This window comes from Oscillatoria sp. FACHB-1407 (assembly GCF_014697545.1).
Lineage (GTDB): Bacteria > Cyanobacteriota > Cyanobacteriia > Elainellales > Elainellaceae > FACHB-1407.
Genome location: NZ_JACJSA010000012.1, coordinates 104,270 through 121,141 on the forward strand (window position 1 = coordinate 104,270; position 16,872 = coordinate 121,141).

At 48.6% G+C, this 16,872-nt stretch carries 16 protein-coding genes; 8 read left to right on the plus strand and 8 right to left on the minus strand.

Annotated features, from left to right (window positions below; all coding sequences use genetic code 11):
* Positions 1 to 1,158: a GNAT family N-acetyltransferase gene (locus H6G89_RS19810; protein WP_190509614.1), complete on the minus strand. Its 1,158-nt coding sequence runs from the start codon at positions 1,156 to 1,158 to the stop codon at positions 1 to 3.
* Positions 1,159 to 2,045: 887 nt separating this feature from the next.
* Here H6G89_RS19810 and H6G89_RS19815 point away from each other — a divergent pair.
* The 6 genes from H6G89_RS19815 (at position 2,046) to H6G89_RS19840 (ending at position 8,310) form a co-directional block, all read left to right on the plus strand.
* Positions 2,046 to 3,185 (plus strand): sugar ABC transporter substrate-binding protein, encoded by a 1,140-nt coding sequence (locus H6G89_RS19815; protein WP_190509616.1) that lies wholly within the window; start codon positions 2,046 to 2,048, stop codon positions 3,183 to 3,185.
* 113 nt (positions 3,186 to 3,298) lie between these two features.
* Complete coding sequence (locus H6G89_RS19820; RefSeq protein ID WP_190509618.1) at positions 3,299 to 4,123, plus strand: ATP-binding cassette domain-containing protein; 825 nt, start codon at positions 3,299 to 3,301, stop codon at positions 4,121 to 4,123.
* A 29-nt stretch (positions 4,124 to 4,152) separates the two neighbouring features.
* Complete coding sequence (locus tag H6G89_RS19825) at positions 4,153 to 5,394, plus strand: sugar ABC transporter permease (RefSeq protein WP_190509620.1); 1,242 nt, start codon at positions 4,153 to 4,155, stop codon at positions 5,392 to 5,394.
* Positions 5,395 to 5,677: 283 nt separating this feature from the next.
* Positions 5,678 to 6,304, plus strand: coding sequence for a hypothetical protein (locus H6G89_RS19830; RefSeq protein ID WP_190509622.1), 627 nt, complete (start codon positions 5,678 to 5,680; stop codon positions 6,302 to 6,304).
* Between the two features lie 333 nt (positions 6,305 to 6,637).
* Positions 6,638 to 7,678: a DUF3616 domain-containing protein gene (locus tag H6G89_RS19835; RefSeq protein WP_199336825.1), complete on the plus strand. Its 1,041-nt coding sequence runs from the start codon at positions 6,638 to 6,640 to the stop codon at positions 7,676 to 7,678.
* 215 nt (positions 7,679 to 7,893) lie between these two features.
* On the plus strand, positions 7,894 to 8,310 hold the full coding sequence (locus H6G89_RS19840) for a peptidoglycan-binding domain-containing protein (protein WP_190509626.1): 417 nt from the start codon (positions 7,894 to 7,896) through the stop codon (positions 8,308 to 8,310).
* A 354-nt stretch (positions 8,311 to 8,664) separates the two neighbouring features.
* Here H6G89_RS19840 and lexA read toward each other — a convergent pair whose 3' ends face one another.
* From lexA to psaM, 7 genes are all read right to left on the minus strand, one after another.
* On the minus strand, positions 8,665 to 9,267 hold the full coding sequence (gene lexA / locus H6G89_RS19845; RefSeq protein WP_190509628.1) for a transcriptional repressor LexA: 603 nt from the start codon (positions 9,265 to 9,267) through the stop codon (positions 8,665 to 8,667).
* Positions 9,268 to 9,414: 147 nt separating this feature from the next.
* Entirely contained in the window at positions 9,415 to 10,530 is a 1,116-nt protein-coding gene (gene hppD / locus H6G89_RS19850; protein WP_190509631.1) for a 4-hydroxyphenylpyruvate dioxygenase, read from the minus strand.
* A gap of 310 nt (positions 10,531 to 10,840) precedes the next feature.
* The gene (locus tag H6G89_RS19855) at positions 10,841 to 11,056 is read right to left on the minus strand and encodes a hypothetical protein (RefSeq protein ID WP_190509633.1); all 216 of its coding nucleotides are present in this window, start codon (positions 11,054 to 11,056) and stop codon (positions 10,841 to 10,843) included.
* 121 nt (positions 11,057 to 11,177) lie between these two features.
* A complete protein-coding gene (locus tag H6G89_RS19860) occupies positions 11,178 to 11,969 on the minus strand; it encodes a hypothetical protein (RefSeq protein WP_190509635.1) in 792 nt (263 codons plus the stop codon).
* Positions 11,970 to 12,012: 43 nt separating this feature from the next.
* Positions 12,013 to 12,147 (minus strand): hypothetical protein, encoded by a 135-nt coding sequence (locus H6G89_RS35800; RefSeq protein ID WP_255519462.1) that lies wholly within the window; start codon positions 12,145 to 12,147, stop codon positions 12,013 to 12,015.
* Between the two features lie 188 nt (positions 12,148 to 12,335).
* Entirely contained in the window at positions 12,336 to 12,764 is a 429-nt protein-coding gene (locus tag H6G89_RS19865) for a hypothetical protein (RefSeq protein ID WP_190509637.1), read from the minus strand.
* A 150-nt stretch (positions 12,765 to 12,914) separates the two neighbouring features.
* Positions 12,915 to 13,010: a photosystem I reaction center subunit XII gene (psaM, locus tag H6G89_RS19870; protein WP_190509639.1), complete on the minus strand. Its 96-nt coding sequence runs from the start codon at positions 13,008 to 13,010 to the stop codon at positions 12,915 to 12,917.
* A gap of 231 nt (positions 13,011 to 13,241) precedes the next feature.
* Here psaM and phoU point away from each other — a divergent pair, with 231 nt between their 5' ends.
* Together phoU and H6G89_RS19880 are read left to right on the plus strand one after the other, a co-directional pair.
* Positions 13,242 to 13,895 carry a phosphate signaling complex protein PhoU gene (gene phoU, locus H6G89_RS19875; protein WP_190509641.1) on the plus strand — a complete coding sequence of 218 codons (654 nt, stop codon included), beginning with the start codon at positions 13,242 to 13,244 and terminating at the stop codon, positions 13,893 to 13,895.
* A 542-nt stretch (positions 13,896 to 14,437) separates the two neighbouring features.
* Complete coding sequence (locus tag H6G89_RS19880; protein ID WP_190509643.1) at positions 14,438 to 16,861, plus strand: ribonuclease R family protein; 2,424 nt, start codon at positions 14,438 to 14,440, stop codon at positions 16,859 to 16,861.
* Positions 16,862 to 16,872: the final 11 nt, after the last annotated feature.

Consider the following 16,872-nt stretch of genomic DNA (forward strand, 5'->3'; position numbering starts at 1 on the left):
TTACAACGCCTTTTCGTAAATCCGGTAGGTTTTATAAATTGTGGCACCTGTGGCTTCAATCACTTTACGGGAGGGCATATTGTCCTCATATACCCAGGACAACTCAGCACGGCGGTAAGGTTTACGTTTTTCGACGCCATGCTTCATGCCAATGTGAATTAACCCCAATGGCACCATGCGGCGGCGGTGTTCGGGCAGAGCGCAGATCGCAATCACGCGAGCCGTATCGATTTGGCGTCGATACCAGAGAAACTTGAGAATACCAAGCCAATTCAATTTGCCGTTGACCCGCTTTAACACGAGGTTATAGTCCGGCAGGGTCATAAAGAAACCGACCATTTCACCCTCATATTCAGCAATCCAAAAAATCTCCGGATCAACCAGATCTTGCAAGGATTTGGCTTCCTCAAAAAATTCCTCTTCCGTGCGGGGGGTGGAACTCCAGTTATTGGCAAAGGCTTTGGTGAAGAGGTGATATAGCCCTAGTACGTCTTGCTTGAATGCATCGCCTTTGAGATGAAGCTGGCGGAAGGTCACGCCTGATTTCAGGGCAATGCGATAGCCCTTTTCAAACTCATCGGGTAGGGGGCGATCGAGGGGTAGATCGTAGGCATAGGCATCCTTCGCCTTGTGCCAGCCATTCTGTTCTATGAACTGCGGGTAATAGGCAGCGTTGTAGGGCATCATCAAATAGGGCGGCGAGTCAAACCCATCCACCAGAAACAGACAATTATTGTGGGTAGACAGGTCGATGGGTCCTCGTGCTTTCACCATGCCCTGTTCGCGCAACCACTGAGACGCCGCATCCAGAAGAGCCTGAGCGATCGCCCCATCATTAATGCACTCAAAAAAGCCAAACAATCCGATCGCTTCCCCTTCTCGCTCGATCAGGCGTTGATTTACCGAGGCGACAATCCGACCAACGGCTTCTGCTCCATTGGCCCCCGTCTGAACGGCGATGAACTGTTGCAACTTGCCATATTGAAAAAATGGATTGGTCTCAGAAAATTGCTTGGCGATGCTGCTGCGGATAGGCGGTACCCAATTTGGGTCGTTGGCGTAGACACGATTAGGAACATCGAGAAACATTTCCTGCTGTTCCGGTGTGGTGACTACTTGAATTTGAAATGACGCCGTTTGAGAAAGAACATTAGTCATAGGGGTAGCGATCGGGGTGCTAATTAACGCTCATCAGAACAATATCAAAGACTGTACACAAGCCAGGGCGTAACTTCAACGATGTCTTGTGGGATGTACCCAAATTCTGTTCTCAAAGGACTGTCACTTCTGTTACATTTTATTGCACTCAAAGCACAAGACGAGAGTCAATCTGCAAAAGTAGAAAAGTCGATAACCATCGTTTAGGTGCTTGATTAAGTAGAAAAACCTTCAATTTGATTCGTCAATTCGATCGCAACAGAATCCTTCCTTTTTGATTACCTGAATCTCAAAAAACTTTAGATTCTTTTAACAGTTTTAATTACGTCCCTAGAGCGTTTCGCTAAATTTGCTGCGATGCAACCAGTCAATTTAGCGATCAATTCATTTCGTATTTCCTACTCGTTTTTTCCAATTTGGGCGATCGCCTTGGCGATTAGCTCTGTGTTGTTCTGTTGTTGAATTAAACCGATGTATTTCCCAGAGCATCTCAAGGCTCTGTTGTTTTTTCGTTGCAAATCAATAGAGGTTTGAGCCTCTCTATAGGTGTCATTTCAGCCCTCAGAGTTAGGGCTTGGGGTATTTGTGTTTGTATAAATACCCAGATTTTTTGGCGCATGAATTTACAACTCTACTGTGAACTAATTTGTTTGATCAAAATAGTTGACTCGCTTGATAACTCGATCAATAGGTTGCACCTACGCTTCGACAAATATGTCTGGAGGGAGTTGTAAAAGCGATCGCCAAATTGTCTTTATAAATGAACTAGTCCAGGGTTTTCTAATAGCAGAAATATCCTTCGCAACCCTGTTTAGAACTCTGCTTCTTCACGACACGTTCAATCGCAAATCAGTATTTCACTTTATCCACTTCACAAGGAAAAAGATATGTTCAAACTGGGTCATACTCGTCATTGGATGCCAATTTTAGGAGCACTGTTACTGTCAGCTTGTGCGAATACCAACTCATCAGGTTCAAATGAAACGGCTGATGCCAATGCTGAATTCAGTGCCGCTAGAGGATGTACCAACATTGGCGTTTTGTTGCCTGAATCTGACTCTTCAGCCCGTTATGAGGCTTACGATCGTCCCCTGCTAGAGCAAGAAATCAAAGCTGCATTGCCAGAAGCAACGATTCAATACGCCAATGCCAACAACAGTGCTGATACGCAACAAAACCAGGCAGAAGCTGCACTCACTAAGGGAGCTTGCATCCTGGTGGTAGGACCCAATGACAGCGAAAAAGCCTCTGTGATTGTGCAATCTGCCAAAACAACCGGAGTACCTGTAATTGCGTACGATCGCCTGATTCAAGACCCAGACCTGGCATTCTATGTCTCCTTTGACAATAAGCGGGTCGGTCAATTGCAGGGGCAATACATCGTCGATCAATTCAAAGCTGGCAACTTTGAGTTAGAAAAGGGTGCCAGTCTGGTCATGATCAACGGTGCTCAAACCGACAACAACGCTCTCCTATTCCGCGAAGGCGCACTCGAAGCCCTGCAACCCCTGGTCGATAGCGGCGACATCAATCTGGTGTTTGACCAATACACCCCCAACTGGGACAACGGCAGAGCGCAATCTCTGATGGAAGGGGTGTTAACCAAAGAAGCCAACAATGTGCAAATTGCTTACGTTGCCAATGACGGCATGGCAAACACCGTGATTGCAGCACTGCGGGCACAGCGGTTAAACGGCAAAGTGTTGGTCACAGGACAAGATGCCACCCTGACAGGCATCCAAAACATCCTCACAGGCGACCAGGCGATGACCATCTACAAGCCGATTATTGAAGAGGCTCGCGCCACCGCTCAACTAGTCGCTGCCCTGAGTCGGGGTGAAGATACAAGCTCCATTGTTAACGGTGAAACAGAGGTTGTTGGCGGAGAACAAATCCCTTCGGTGTTGGCAACCCCCGTTGTGGTCGATCGCACCAACGTTGAAGAAACCGTAATTCAGGATGGCTTCTTGACTCAAGAGCAGATCTGCCAGGGACTGCCAGCCGGAGCAGGGGATGTTTGCCCGTAAGCGTCGGTAGGTAAAGGGGTAGAGGAGTCATTCACTCTCCCACTCCTCCACCCCCCACTCCCTTACTCCCCACTCCCTACTCCCACCATCATTACAGGAGGATATAAAGTGCAATGACCGATAGTTCAGTCTCGATCGCAGACAATAATTCAGCGATCAATCAACAAGTCCCCCGGTTACAACTGCGGGGCATTAACAAGTCGTTTGGTGGGGTTCACGCCCTCAAGAATGTTGACTTTGAAGTGTACGCCGGAGAAGTCGTCGGATTAGTTGGTGATAACGGGGCAGGCAAATCAACTCTGATCAAAACCATGTCCGGTGCCTATGTTCCTGATGAAGGCGAGATTTTGATCGATGGGCAGCCTGTGACGATCCAAAGCCCGCAGGATTCCACCCGATTGGGCATCGAAACGGTTTATCAAGACTTGGCACTGTGCGACAACCTGGATGTCGTCGCCAACCTGTGGCTAGGGCGTGAAGCGCATCGTCCGCTGATTCCGGGATTTCTCGACGTGATGGATGAAACCGAGATGGAACGGCAGACCATCGACGTACTCAAAACCCTGGATGTGAAAATTCCCTCGGTGCGATCGCCCGTAGCGGCTCTTTCGGGTGGACAGCGACAGTGTATTGCCGTGGCTAAAACCATTCTGCGCCAACCCAAAGTTGTTCTGTTAGATGAGCCAACGGCAGCTCTGGGGGTAGCGCAAACTCGCCAAGTTTTGAATCTGATCCTGCGGCTAAAGGAGCGTGGATTGGCAGTTGTGGTCATTTCCCATAATTTACATGACGTTTTTGAAGTGACCGATCGCATTATCGTCATGCGCTTAGGGCAACGAGTGAGCACCTTTGAAACTCGTAACGTGCCCCGTGAGCGAGTGGTTGCCTCTATTACGGGAGCAGATACGGCTGCTACAGCGGCAAACGATATTGCCTGATTGAGAACTATAAATAAGGATTGTTAATCATGAAAAGCTTAGATCAGGACGCTCCTCAAAAGCCGGATGGGGAGATCGTACCTGCACCTACTGCCTCTAGCCCAGCCCCTCGCGAACCCTTTAGCTTGCGATCGCTGATGCGAGGCGATTTAGGATTCATCCCCGTCTTATTAACACTGGCGTTAATCACCATTTACTTTCAACTGACGACCAATGGCGTTTTTCTGCAAGCCCGGAACCTGTCTAACCTGACCCAGCAGATTGTCGTCATTAGCATTTTGAGTGTGGCAGCCGTTTTGGTGTTGCTGTTGGGCGAAATTGACCTGAGTCTGGCTGCTGTTGCCCAGGCTTGTGCCGCAATTATGGCAGTAACATCGGTTTACCAAAACTGGAACCCCTGGCTTGCCATGCTGGCAGGTTTAGCCGCCGGGGCACTGATCGGCTTAGTCAATGGCTTCTTTGTGGCGGTGTTACGAGTGCCCGCGTTTATTGTGACGTTAGCGGGTTCTATCGGTTATGCCGGATTTTTGTTGTTGGTGCTGGGGCGGCAAACCACGCTCATCGTTCGCGACCCGACGATTCGTGCGCTCGCACCGACCTATCTTGATGAAGCTCTGGGCTGGGGCATTCCCCTGGTGCTGGTCGTGCTGTATGGATTGGGCACCTGGTACGAACGCCGCAAACGGATGCAAGCGGGGTTGAGTGTGCCACCCGTCTCTCGCTCGATCGCAAAAGTGGCGATCGCCGCAGCAGTAGCCCTCATCCTGGTCTTCTTATTTGAGTCTTATCAAGGTGTGCCGCAATCGGTGATGATTTCGCTGGCATTAATCGTCGCCTTCTGGCTGATTCTGCGGAGAACTACCTTTGGTCGTCACCTCTATGCCGTAGGGGGCAACGCCGAGGCGGCTCGTCGCGCTGGCATCAACGTCGTTCGCATGAAAATGCTGGTGTTTGTCCTCGCGTCAACCCTGGCAGCCCTGGCAGGCATCATGCTCACTTCTAGAAGCACAGCCGTTGCGACCCAAATTAGCTCAACCCTATTGCTAAATGCGATCGCCGCTGCGGTAATCGGTGGTGTCAGCTTGTTTGGGGGACGAGGCTCAGTCTGGGCAGTGGTGCTGGGTGCGTTGGTGATTGGCAGTTTGGATAACGGTCTGGATTTGCTCAACCAAGACCAAAGCGTTAAGAGCATTGTCCAGGGAGCCGTGTTGCTATTGGCAGTGACAGCCGATGCCCTTGTGAGGCGATCGGGACTCAAAACCGGACGATAGCGTCAAAATAATCTTGCCTTAAAGAAGCCGGAGGTTTTTGAAAACTCCCGGCTTCTTTGCAATTAAAAGCTTCAATAATTCCAGTGGGTTGTTTCATTTGAATACTCTCTAAAGATGGAGAATCCAGCAACTAATTCCCTGACGAGAATGTAACCTTTGCTAGAGGAGTTAACCAGTCCTTGTTTCTTACTCTAAATATGCCATCTGTCAAATAGCTTAATCTGCTCGAATGTACCGGGCTATTTATAACGTGCACATTTAAAACTGCAACCAAGGAGTTGTTATGAATCGATTCCAATCACTTCTCAAAAAACTACAACTAGAAAAGGTCATCATTGCTTTTTTGGCAGGCATTCTGTTACTTGTTACAGGTTGTACTCCAGCAGAAGCAAAAACACCCCTTCCGGCTCCTGAAGTCTCTGGGCAAGGAGGAACTTACAACCAGCGTTTTGGACAACAAACTGAGTTGTATGATCCGATTCAAGAGCGCAAAGGCGGTATGAATGAATACAGCGATGTTGACCCCCGTGCTAACACAAGACCTGTCAACCAAAAAGCACAGGGATTAGTTGAAAACGCCGAAGAAAACATTCAAAAAGTACAATCTCCTCAAGAATATGCTGAGGATTATCGCAGCGGAACTCCCTTGGGTCAGCGCGTTAAAAATGTCGTTGGCAGTGTCACTGAAGCAGCTGAAAATACAGCCGAAGATGTTGTTGAAGGCACCAAGCGAGGCAGTGAAAATCTGAGAATGAATGCTCGTGAGGCAGGCGACGAATTGACCGAAGACGTGCGCCATGGAGCGAATGAGAATGCGAATTCCGCTCGCGATCGCGCTGATCGCACCGTTAAAGGGGTTCAACGGGGTGTCACGGATGCTGCCAAAGAGTTGAACAACAACCGTCGATAAATAACCGTCGATCGCCATTCCTCTTACTCTCTTATCTCTGCCATATCCTCCCTCATTTTGAAGGGAGGATTTTTTATATGTAGTAACTGTCAAGATATAGCAGTCCTATCTGATTTGTGAAAAAGGTGATTTGTGAAAGTGCCCGCCCAATGGGCGGGCACTTTCACAAATCATTTAGGGTTTCTATATAGGATAAAAACCTTCACAAATCCCGTGTACCTCTGGTTAACCTTCAGTTAAAATAAACAATTCCCTTCATTTTCTGAATCAAAAACGAATGCGATCGGAGCCTTTAACGTGACATCATCTGCATTTCTTTTAAGCCGAATAGCATTGCAATTTGATCAAGTATCCGCTGATTTAATTAACAACATTTCTGCCTGTGTTATTTCACCCGGAAATTATCTATGGTTGGGGTCTGACGAATTAACCACAATTGAGCGGTTATCCAGCCTGGAGTCAAATCGTTATGGTGAGCACAAAACCTTCGCGATCGCAGATTTTATCGACTTACCCGACGAAGAGGATGAAGTTGATATCGAAGGAATGGATTACAGCCATTCCTATTTGTGGTTTACGGGTTCTCATAGCACCAAACGCAAAAATGCCAAAGGTAAAAATGCCGAAAAAGATATTCAACGTCTGACCGAAATCATCTCCGAAGCAAACCGTTATACGATCGCCCGCATCCCTTTAGTTGAGGGAGAATTACTCAAGTCTTGCAACCATCCCGATAAACTTCACAAAGAACTCACCGCCGCTACACTACAGCGCACCGAATCCGGCAACATCCTCATTGATGCCCTCCAGAACGATGAGCATCTAGGAGCATTTGTTGCGAACCCATTACCCAGTAAAGAAAACGGATTTGATATTGAAGGATTAGCCGTTCATCGTAATAAGCTATTTTTGGGTTTGAGAGGACCCGTCCTGAGAGGATGGGCAATCATTTTAGAGATTGAAGTCGAAGATTCTGGCTCTGGAGTCCTTACCCTTAAGCCTTGCAATAAGTCAGGACAACTGTATAAAAAGTATTTTTTGAATTTGGATGGGTTAGGCATCCGGGAGTTGTGTCTGTGTGGCAAAGATCTCCTAATTTTGGCAGGACCAACGATGGATTTAATTGGGGTCAATCGAGTATTTCGGCTCAAGCACATCCTGGAAGAATCGGATCATAACCTGTTTGACCAAGACAACAAGCGTCTAGAGCCATTATTTGATCTGCCTTTCAACCCTAAATCCGACAAAGCTGAGGGGTTAGCCCTGACATCGTGTCTGGGGCAATCTAGTGCCCTGTTGGTGATGTACGATGCGCCCGATGCTCAACGGTTTTTTGGAGCGGATACCGTTTTAGCCGATGTGTTCAAATTGTAGGCAATTTATTCATCTCATTATTCATCTCACCCAACCCTCTAACGGGATCATGCTGTCGGATACTCCACCCGGATGAAGTGCGGTATCCAGGGTCAACAGTAGGGTTGAAATAGTAAGGATGAGATAACAAGTAGGGTGCATCAACACTCAAGCTCCGATTGAGCCGCCCTGCACCAATTCCTAATTTTTTGTGTTGTTGTGTAAGGATAACTGCAATGGTGTATTCCCTCAGTCAGTTCAAGGCTGTTCTGAACGGTCTGGGTTATAACTTGGGACCAGACGGACATGGAGGTAATTACGGTAATCTGCTCGACTCCTACACTCAAGCTGCGATCTACGAGTTTCAGACAGAACATCGCCTGCCCAGTACAGGAGTGTTAGACTCAGCAACCATTGAAAAAGCACGGCAACTTGTGCGTAATCTGCAACATAGCCTCAATCTTGCCGTCAATGCCCAACTACCCGTCAATGAGTTTTACGGGGTTAACACCGTAAAAGCCGTCATGCAGTTTCAGAAGACGTATGACCTACCCATCACCGGAATTGCAGGTTACGCTGTCCGTAAGTGCCTGGATAACATCGTCAAACAGCAATTACGCCAACAACTGAACTCGCAAAGAGTCTCGGTATGAGACTTGACCATCTCATGCTGTATAGCGATCGCGCAACGAGTACTATACAAAGCGATATAGCCTTAGCCCCATTTGATCGAGCGGAGGTGAATCAGGGAGCTTTCCCAGCATCAAGGTTTTGAGCCATTGCCTTTGCCCTAAGCTTGCTGACCAAAACTAAAAACCAGTTTGAATCGCAAAGGCAACAAATGCTGTACGGGTTTAGCACTGTGCCAAACCCCTTCCCAACGCTGATTTGCCTATAAAACTCTTTAGATCGATAGATCGATATAAATTTAAGGGCGATCGCAATCCACTACCGCAGGAACAGACCCACGGTTGTTGAAACGGTGTCCTAATCTCTAAGAACCCGTCCTAAGCAGAATATCCACGCCAAACAGCGACCAGCACTCCTTGAACCTGCACTTGCGGGGCTGGATATTCCATCGGGGAATAGTTTGAGTTGGCGGGTTTCAGCGTCACCTTGCTGCCTTTGCGATAATAGTGCTTCAGGGTTGTGCCTTCTCCCTCAACACGGGCTGCAACAATCGTGCCATCTTTGATGGTTTTAGGGTCTTGAACGGGACGCATGATGACAATATCGCCCTTGTCGATCAGTGCCTCGATCATGCTGTCGCCTGTCACTCGCAACGCAAAATCGCCAGGACGCAAAGCAGCACTGGAGAAATCCAGTTGCTCCTGAGTATCGGTAAAAGGCTCCACTAAAGAACCTGCGGCGATCGCCCCTAAAATAGGCACACCTTGAGACTGTAGAATACGGATGGTTCTCGCTCTGCCCTCAGTCCAGTCGATATAGCCTTTGTTACGCAAATGCTCTAAACGACTTTGAATCGGAGCAGGAGACTTCAGATCCATCGCCCTCATCATTTGACGAATCGAGGGAGAATGCTGATTTTGCTTAATGTAGTCAACCAGCCAATCATAGAGTTGTCGCTGGACTTCAGTTAAAGATTCCATAGGAGGTACATGAATACTGATGAGAGTAGCACTACGCCATCAGAACATTTGTACCACCAAAATTTAATTCTGTCTAGTAGATTTTCTTCAAATTAAATTTTTGATTGGGGAGATGACGCATCACTTGGTTGGGAGTCAGTCTAGCCATTACTTGAGACTTCCCCGGTTCATTTGTTCGCGTTCGATCGCCTCAAATAGTGCCCGAAAATTTCCCTCACCAAAGCCCTCTGCTGTTTTACGCTGGTGCTCAACAACGTAATGTTGTCGTTGAATCAGCTCAAAAAAGAAGGTAGGTTGACCAAAAATTGGTCGCGTAAAGGCTTGTAACAGCATCGCGTCGGGATTATGTGGCTGCCAATCAACCAACACCTCCTGAGCCGCGATCGCTTGCCACTGAGTCTCCGTCAGTTGAAACCCCGGTCGTTGCCGCAACTGCTCATAGTAGGTAGGTGGTACTGACAAAAACGGGATTCCCTGTTGGCGCAGATGGGCGATCGTTTCCACAATATCAATGGTTTTTAGAGCAACATGCTGAATGCCAGAACCACGATTGTGATCCAAAAACTCTTGAATTTGAGAACTGGGTGACGCCGACTCATTGACGGGCAGTTGGGCTGTCCCCTCTGGATGCACAAGCACTTGACTGCACAACCCCGAATAGTTGGTTTGAATCGCAAACGTTTGTCGTCGCTCAAACCCTAAAACAGCTTCATACCAGTTTGCCGCCTGTTCTAACTGCCCTGATGCCACATTGAGTACAGCATGGTCAATCGCTACAAACGGGGCGCAGGCAGCTTCTGCACACTGCTGCAATTTGGTCGGGTGCTGTAATCTGCTCCATGTTAAATAGGAAGGGACAGCAGAAGACTCTATCAGGGTATGGGTCAAATCCCCCCATCCCTGAATCTGAAACCATTTTCCTTGAGGATGTAACAGACCTATCCACTGAGCAGGATGGTCTTGCCAGGACTGGAGCACCCTGGCTCCCTGAGCGATCGCCCGTTCCAGCACTCGATCAATCGACCTTACCCGCAAGGCAATATCTGACACACCCGCAGGATGCCGTTCGAGATAGTCAGCCACAGGGCTATCAGAGGTAAGCGGTGAGGAGAGTACACACTGTACCGCTCCACTGTAGGCAATGACAGTTTGGGTGTGAAGAGTCGAGGTGATAGCTGTAGCCTGAAACCCCAACCTCTGGACAAACCAATCTCGCCAAGCGATCGCGTCTTCAACGTAGAAATGGACGTGATCAATATCCATGCAACAACCCAATCAAAGGAATCAGTATGGCAATCAAACGAGCTGGTTACAACGGGTGCAGCGTTAAAACCCTCAGAGCAAGGGTCAATTACATCAATCTGGGTTAGGCACTTGGCGAATCAAGTCGCGGCTATCAAAACAAAATCCATCTTCACCGATCAGGGGAGAGAGAGGGGCTATGCCCAACCCACACAGGTCAGTTTTGTCCGTATTGCTGCGGTTTCATCGCCAAAATTATTATCCCGAACTCCGGTTAAATAGAATAACATTTGCCACTGTTTCAAAGTGCAGCACCCTACTACGATCTACCTTAAGACTGACTTACAGCCAGTGAGGCAGGACAAAGGCAATGGCTCAAATACTGATTTTGGGAAAACAAAAACCTGATCTGACGTGAATTCGGGATCAGGATTTCGGCGGTTTTAACCGCCGCTATCGGAGCAAAACCGACCTGCGTCGGTTCGTCAAATCCTGCCTTGTCCGGAGTTCGCGTCGGCGGACTTCGCTCTAGTAGCCACGAATTCATGCGCCGGGTTCTCAAGGAGATTTCTGAGAAAGAATCTACTCGTCGGTTTTTGGTAGAGGCATTTCGTGAAACGCCCTTACAGGTATTTTGTTTCCTGGAAATCTCCTAAACCGAACTGACGTTAATCTGGAGCAGTTGCCACCGACTGATCCAAACTCTGGGGTTTGTAGTGATGCGCTGGATATTGGTCAATATGTCGATATAGAACCAACGATGGTTGATCACAGCAGGTAAAAAATTCAACTGCTGCCTGACCGTTGTCTAACAACTTGACCTTTGGAGCTAAATCTTTGGGAGGGGCATTGCGCCATTGCCATTTGAACTCGCTCGGAGGTGCATTTACCAGTTGATGATGACTCCAATTACAGCGTTGCCCTAATGCCCCAAACTCCTGCAATTCTCGCCGAAAAATGGAAGCAATGATAAATGAGACAGGCGAGCGATCGCCCTCAATAACTTCCATAAAATTAGAGAGCGCACCCACGGGCTTTGGAATTTGGGAAAGGCTAGTACTACTGACCAACGCTTTTTCGAGTTGAGCCGTGGAGCTTAACTCCTCTGGCACTGCCCACACGACTCCTACGCCGCTCCCCTCAGACCGATAGAGGTAGCTCACCAGACGAAACCCTGACTTTAACGACAACCCCGGCAGTTTGAGTAGGGCAGCCGCCGGATTGACTGTACTAACAAACCATTGATCACGGACTTGGGGCGTTCCCACATCGGCATCTGCAACACCACCAAACGTAAATAGCCCACTCAAATCATCGAGTGACTCTGGCTCAGGTAACTCATCAACGCTCATGTCATAAGACGGTTGAGGTTGCTGTTCTGAATCTGGCAGCAACAATGTTTTTCTAATGTACTGCCTGACTTTTTCAATCGTGGCGAGAGAAAATTTTTGAATGGACATGAGCAGAGTAGCGTTACTGGATGGAAACAACAATGTCAGACCGCTACTGCGTCGGACAGGTGATAGTTAGGTAGATGGCACTGAGCCGCACAAATGCCAGAAAGTCAACGACGCAAACAATCCAATGAACCCTTTCAACGACTGCTCGGCTCAACTCAACTCTGTAGGAGACTTTCACGACTATACTACCTACACACTCGATCGCGAGTCCTCCGAGTAAATATTGAAATCAGGGACGGATCCAATTTAGTGATAAGTGAGAGCACCTTCTTACAAGGACGATCGCTTCAGGTAACTACATTTGCAACGATTGCAATCCTGCTATTGAAATACAAGTGAAATCAGGCTAAGTCTCAGTCAACAGATTTAAGGTGAATGAGAGATAGGAGTCGCATCTGGTGGGGTTGTCCAAACAACCTGCCGTTGCCCCGGTGCGATGCGGTTACTCTGCTCTTGCATCACACTCAACGACTGTCGAGGATCGAATTGGCGATTAAAACTGGTTTGTAGTTGAGCCACGCGGCCCTCAACCAGGGTTAGCTCAGTCTGTAACTCTTGTAATCTGGCTTGCTGTACTTGGTTATAAGGCACTAGCTTGACCAACGCTACCAGGGCAACCGCGCCTAGCACCACATTGGCAACCAACCGAGCACTCAACTCAATGGCGATCGCCCGATGCCGTCTGTGGTGAGCCTGACGCAACTGACGTGGCTGACGACGATGGGAGTCGATGGGAGTCCGTCGAGTAGAAGGGAGGGGTTGCAGTGGGGGGCGAGTAGGTTGCGTTGCATTCATAGCTTTGTCTCACATGGCAGAGGGGATCAAGGCATCAATGGTAAGCCAGCCATCAAAACTGATCGCCTAACTTTAGCATTAATCGACCCTGCTAGCCCTCTACCATTTATTGCTGTGGTGACAGTACACCTATAAGGCTACATTCAACCTCTATTTGTAGAGTTCCGTAGAAAGACGGAACGCCATAACAGCAGGCAGCAAAGCAACCACAAGAGCAATGTAGACTTGAGTATCTGATAGAGACATCTGTGAACAACTCCTTACTGTAATCGAGGAATAAACCAGCGTTGCTTATCGCATTTAAGCTAAAGACTAACGCCAAAGTGCATCAATGTCAGCTAAATTACCCCATTCTGGAGCCGCTTGTCATATCGTGTAACAAAAAGTGTAAATTAAATTGCTTTAGTGACAAAAAATAAAGCACTGGGGCGATCGCCAACTCATTATTAATGATTGATTTAGGAGGACAGCATTGCATTGGAAGACTCTAGACCAACTCGACTTCAATTTGAGCGTCAATTAAGACGGGTGCAGCGCGATGTGTTGCGAATGGGTGCTCTTGTCGAAAATTCTTGCTGGTTAGCCCGTAAAGCCTTGTTTGAACGAGATTTAGATGCAGCCAAGCAAATTGCTCTCCAGGATAAGCAGATTGACCAGTTTTATCGGCAAATCGAACTCGATTGCGTCAACTTAATGGCGTTACAATCTCCCGTAACGCAGGATCTACGACTGTTGAGTGCGCTGATGCAATTGGTGCGTGACCTGGAGCGAATTGGCGACTACGCCGACGACTTAGGCGAGATTGCCATCAAATTATTTCCTTACCCGACGCACTCATCCATGGCTGCGATTCAAACCATGCTTGATCGCTGTAGGGCGATGCTGGCGATGAGTTTAGCGGCTCTCTCTGATTTAGATGCCGAATCAGGATTAGATATTAAGGTCAAGGATGATGCGGTCGATTCTGATTATGAAACGCTGTATAACCTATTAGCGCGTCAAACAAACGTACAGGGAACAATTGAACCGATTATCTTGCTCGTTTTAGTAATTCGCTATCTAGAACGAATGGCAGACCATGCCACTAACATTGGCAAGCGAGTCGCCTATATCGTCACTGGGCAGCGATAGGTGGCGAGTCAACGATAGCCGTCGGAGTTTTTGAAAACTCCGACTTCCCGGTTCTGGGGCGGTAATTAAGAATCGAAAAAAATATCCTTCAAAATTTGACAGTTTTGCACTGAATACGAAAGTATAAATACAATGGAAAACGTGCAAAAATAGCTGAGATTTGTGCACGAACATCGGTGATCTCATTCAGTGTTGATGACCGCTGACTCCTAACAGTTTCCTCAGTGAGTAGCAAATATACCTATTTCCTCTCTCAAAGGTGTGGAGATGGCATATTCAGAAGGTTACTCCTTGGGGAAAGGTAAACACTTGAATGGCTTCTGACTAAATTTCATCTTGCCATAACCACTCAGTAGGGGAAATCGCAGGATGAAATGAGGATTGAACAGAATGAGTATTTCTGTACTGTTTTAGTTCAATTGTTTTGGTTACAGTCGCCTTCAAACATAGCCCTGCTGAGTTTGCTAAGAACGGGTTAAGAGCGCGGGTAATTAGTTTAGGAGTCAGGGAGCCAAACCCATTTAAGAAGGACCAATCGCTACATGGAATTCTCGATCGCAACGCTGCTGGCTAACTTTCCAGATGACAAGTTAGTTGCCCCCAAAGCACTGGAGAAGAAACTCAACTGTGAAGATGAGGAGAGCCTCCGTAAGCTCCAAATTGCCCTTGATGCACTGGAGAAAATTGGCATCTTAGTCAAGGAAAGAGGGAAATATCGCCGCATCTTTGAAGAGGATGTCGTAGAAGGCAAACTTCGCTGTTCGAGCAAAGGTTTTTGTTTTGCCATTCAGGACATCGAAGGCTCAGAAGACATCTATATTCGAGAGAGCCACCTGAGTACCGCTTGGAATGGCGATCGCGTCCTTGTCAAAGTGACGAAAGAGGGGAGCCGTCGTCGCAGCCCGGAAGGAGAAGTCCGGCTGATTTTAGAACGGGCTAACTCATCGGTGCTGGCACGAGTTAAACAGGCGGAGACGAGCTACCGAGCGGTGCCTCTAGACGATCGCCTGCTGTTTGAATTGGAGTTGCAGCCAAACGGACAGGGTTTAGATGAAACCCTGGACAAACTCGTTCACGTTGAGATTGTCCGCTATCCCCTGGGGCAAAACCCGCCTCTGGGGCGCGTGGTACAAATTTTGGGCAGTGATGCTCAAACTGCCTCTGATATTGATATTGTCTGTTGCAAGCACGATTTGCCGCGCCAGTTTTCGGATGCCGTGCTAGAAGCGGCGAAGGCATTGCCGAGCAAAGTCCGTAAAGCCGACTTGAAAAAACGCCTTGACCTGCGAGATTTGCCGACAATCACGATTGATAGCCCGGCAACTCTGGCAAGCTCGGCGATCGATGACGCCATTACCCTTGAGGAATTGGAGGATAACCAGTGGCGGTTGGGCATTCATGTGTCGGATGTCTCCTATTACATTCCGCATCGCTCACCCCTGGATCTGGAAGCACAAAAACGGGGTACCTCGATCCACCTGGGAGATGTGGTGCTGCCCATTCTGCCAGAACCCGTCTTTAGATGTTGTGCACTGGTTCCAGAGCAAGATCGTCTGGTGATCTCGTTGCTCATCATCCTGGATGAAACAGGTCAAGTGCTTGAATTTGAGGTTCAGCCTGGGGTGATTCAGGTGGACTATCAACTGAATTATCAACAGGCACAGGGCATTTTGTTACGCAACCAGCCGGAAGCTGCCGCTGCCGCTGCCTACCCGTTGCCCTCTGCAAAAGAGTTGGATGCCTTTAGCCCTATCTTTGACATGGTTGATCAGCTATATGCCTTGAGCCAGGGCATCCGTGCTCATCGCCAAAACCGGGGGGCATTTGAGTTGAATCTGCCAGAGCGCGTATTCCCGCCCGATGAAACCAGTCCAGAGCTAGCTAAGTTCCTGTCAACTAAGTTTGACTATGACGACGAGGGGGCACTGGGGGCGATGGTGGTGTCTTCTCTGCTGCCTGCCCGCTCAGTGGTGACCGAGTTAATGTTGCTCACCAACCATCTGATTGCATCGCACCTGAAGGCGTTGCAAGTGCCAGCGGTTTATCGCGTTCACCGTACTCCCGACCCGGCGGATGTGCAGGAGTTGCTGAAGCTGGTCAGCAACATGGGAATTGACTCCCATCTGGAGCAGGAAGATGCGGTTCACTCTCGTGATTATCAACGATTAACTCAGGCATTTGCGGAGTCAAAAGCGGAGAAAGTTCTAACTTACCTCCTGCTCTCAACCCTAAAACCTGCGGTCTATAGCACAACCCCCGGCACCCACTTCGGTCTGGCGTTGGAAGACGGCTATACTCACTTCACCTATCCGCTGCGCCGCTATCCTGATCTGCTGGTGCATCGAGTGTTGCATGCCGTGTTTGAGTATGGGCGCGATCGCCGTTCTACTCGCTCTAAAGATGCGGTCGATCTCCGCAGCAGCACCTGCCACGGGCAAATTAACTGGGGTGTATTGCCACCTGAGATTCACAGCGAGTTGGAGGAGAATCTGGGGTCGATCGCCATTCACCTGACTGAGCAGGAACGCCTGGCACAGGAGGCAGAAGCCGACCTGGAAGGGCTGAAGAAAGCTGAATTCATGCAGCAGCACACGGGTGAGGTGTTCCACGGGCTGATCACGGGGGTACAGTCCTACGGCTTCTTTGTAGAGATTGAGGAGTTGTTGGTTGAGGGACTGGTGCATGTCAGTTCCTTGAAGGATGACTGGTATGAATACCGTTCTCGTCAACAAAAGCTGGTGGGACGCAAGAACCGCAAGCAATATCGCCTGGGCGATCGCGTCGAGGTGCAGGTCAAGAGCGTTGACTACTACCGTCAACAGATTGACCTGGTGGCTGTTGGTGGGGGCAGTGAGGCTCTGGATGAAGATGAGGTGGATGAAGCACCCCTACCAGCGGAAGCAGTGCCGCTGTTGGGACACCCTGCTCATGACTATGACGAAGAACCCAACGACGGAGAAGAGTAACAATAAAGAGG

Bases quoted from the DNA above. Each gene is read 5' to 3' on its own strand.
- H6G89_RS19865 (WP_190509637.1), bottom strand. From the start codon at position 12,764: ATGAATGCAACGCAACCTACTCGCCCCCCACTGCAACCCCTCCCTTCT.
- H6G89_RS19860 (WP_190509635.1), bottom strand. From the start codon at position 11,969: ATGTCCATTCAAAAATTTTCTCTCGCCACGATTGAAAAAGTCAGGCAG.
- lexA (WP_190509628.1), bottom strand. From the start codon at position 9,267: ATGGAATCTTTAACTGAAGTCCAGCGACAACTCTATGATTGGCTGGTT.
- H6G89_RS19830 (WP_190509622.1), top strand. From the start codon at position 5,678: ATGAATCGATTCCAATCACTTCTCAAAAAACTACAACTAGAAAAGGTC.
- H6G89_RS19880 (WP_190509643.1), top strand. From the start codon at position 14,438: ATGGAATTCTCGATCGCAACGCTGCTGGCTAACTTTCCAGATGACAAG.
- psaM (WP_190509639.1), bottom strand. From the start codon at position 13,010: ATGTCTCTATCAGATACTCAAGTCTACATTGCTCTTGTGGTTGCTTTG.
- H6G89_RS19810 (WP_190509614.1), bottom strand. From the start codon at position 1,158: ATGACTAATGTTCTTTCTCAAACGGCGTCATTTCAAATTCAAGTAGTC.
- hppD (WP_190509631.1), bottom strand. From the start codon at position 10,530: ATGGATATTGATCACGTCCATTTCTACGTTGAAGACGCGATCGCTTGG.
- H6G89_RS19815 (WP_190509616.1), top strand. From the start codon at position 2,046: ATGTTCAAACTGGGTCATACTCGTCATTGGATGCCAATTTTAGGAGCA.
- H6G89_RS19825 (WP_190509620.1), top strand. From the start codon at position 4,153: ATGAAAAGCTTAGATCAGGACGCTCCTCAAAAGCCGGATGGGGAGATC.
- H6G89_RS19820 (WP_190509618.1), top strand. From the start codon at position 3,299: ATGACCGATAGTTCAGTCTCGATCGCAGACAATAATTCAGCGATCAAT.
- H6G89_RS19840 (WP_190509626.1), top strand. From the start codon at position 7,894: ATGGTGTATTCCCTCAGTCAGTTCAAGGCTGTTCTGAACGGTCTGGGT.
- H6G89_RS19855 (WP_190509633.1), bottom strand. From the start codon at position 11,056: ATGAATTCGTGGCTACTAGAGCGAAGTCCGCCGACGCGAACTCCGGAC.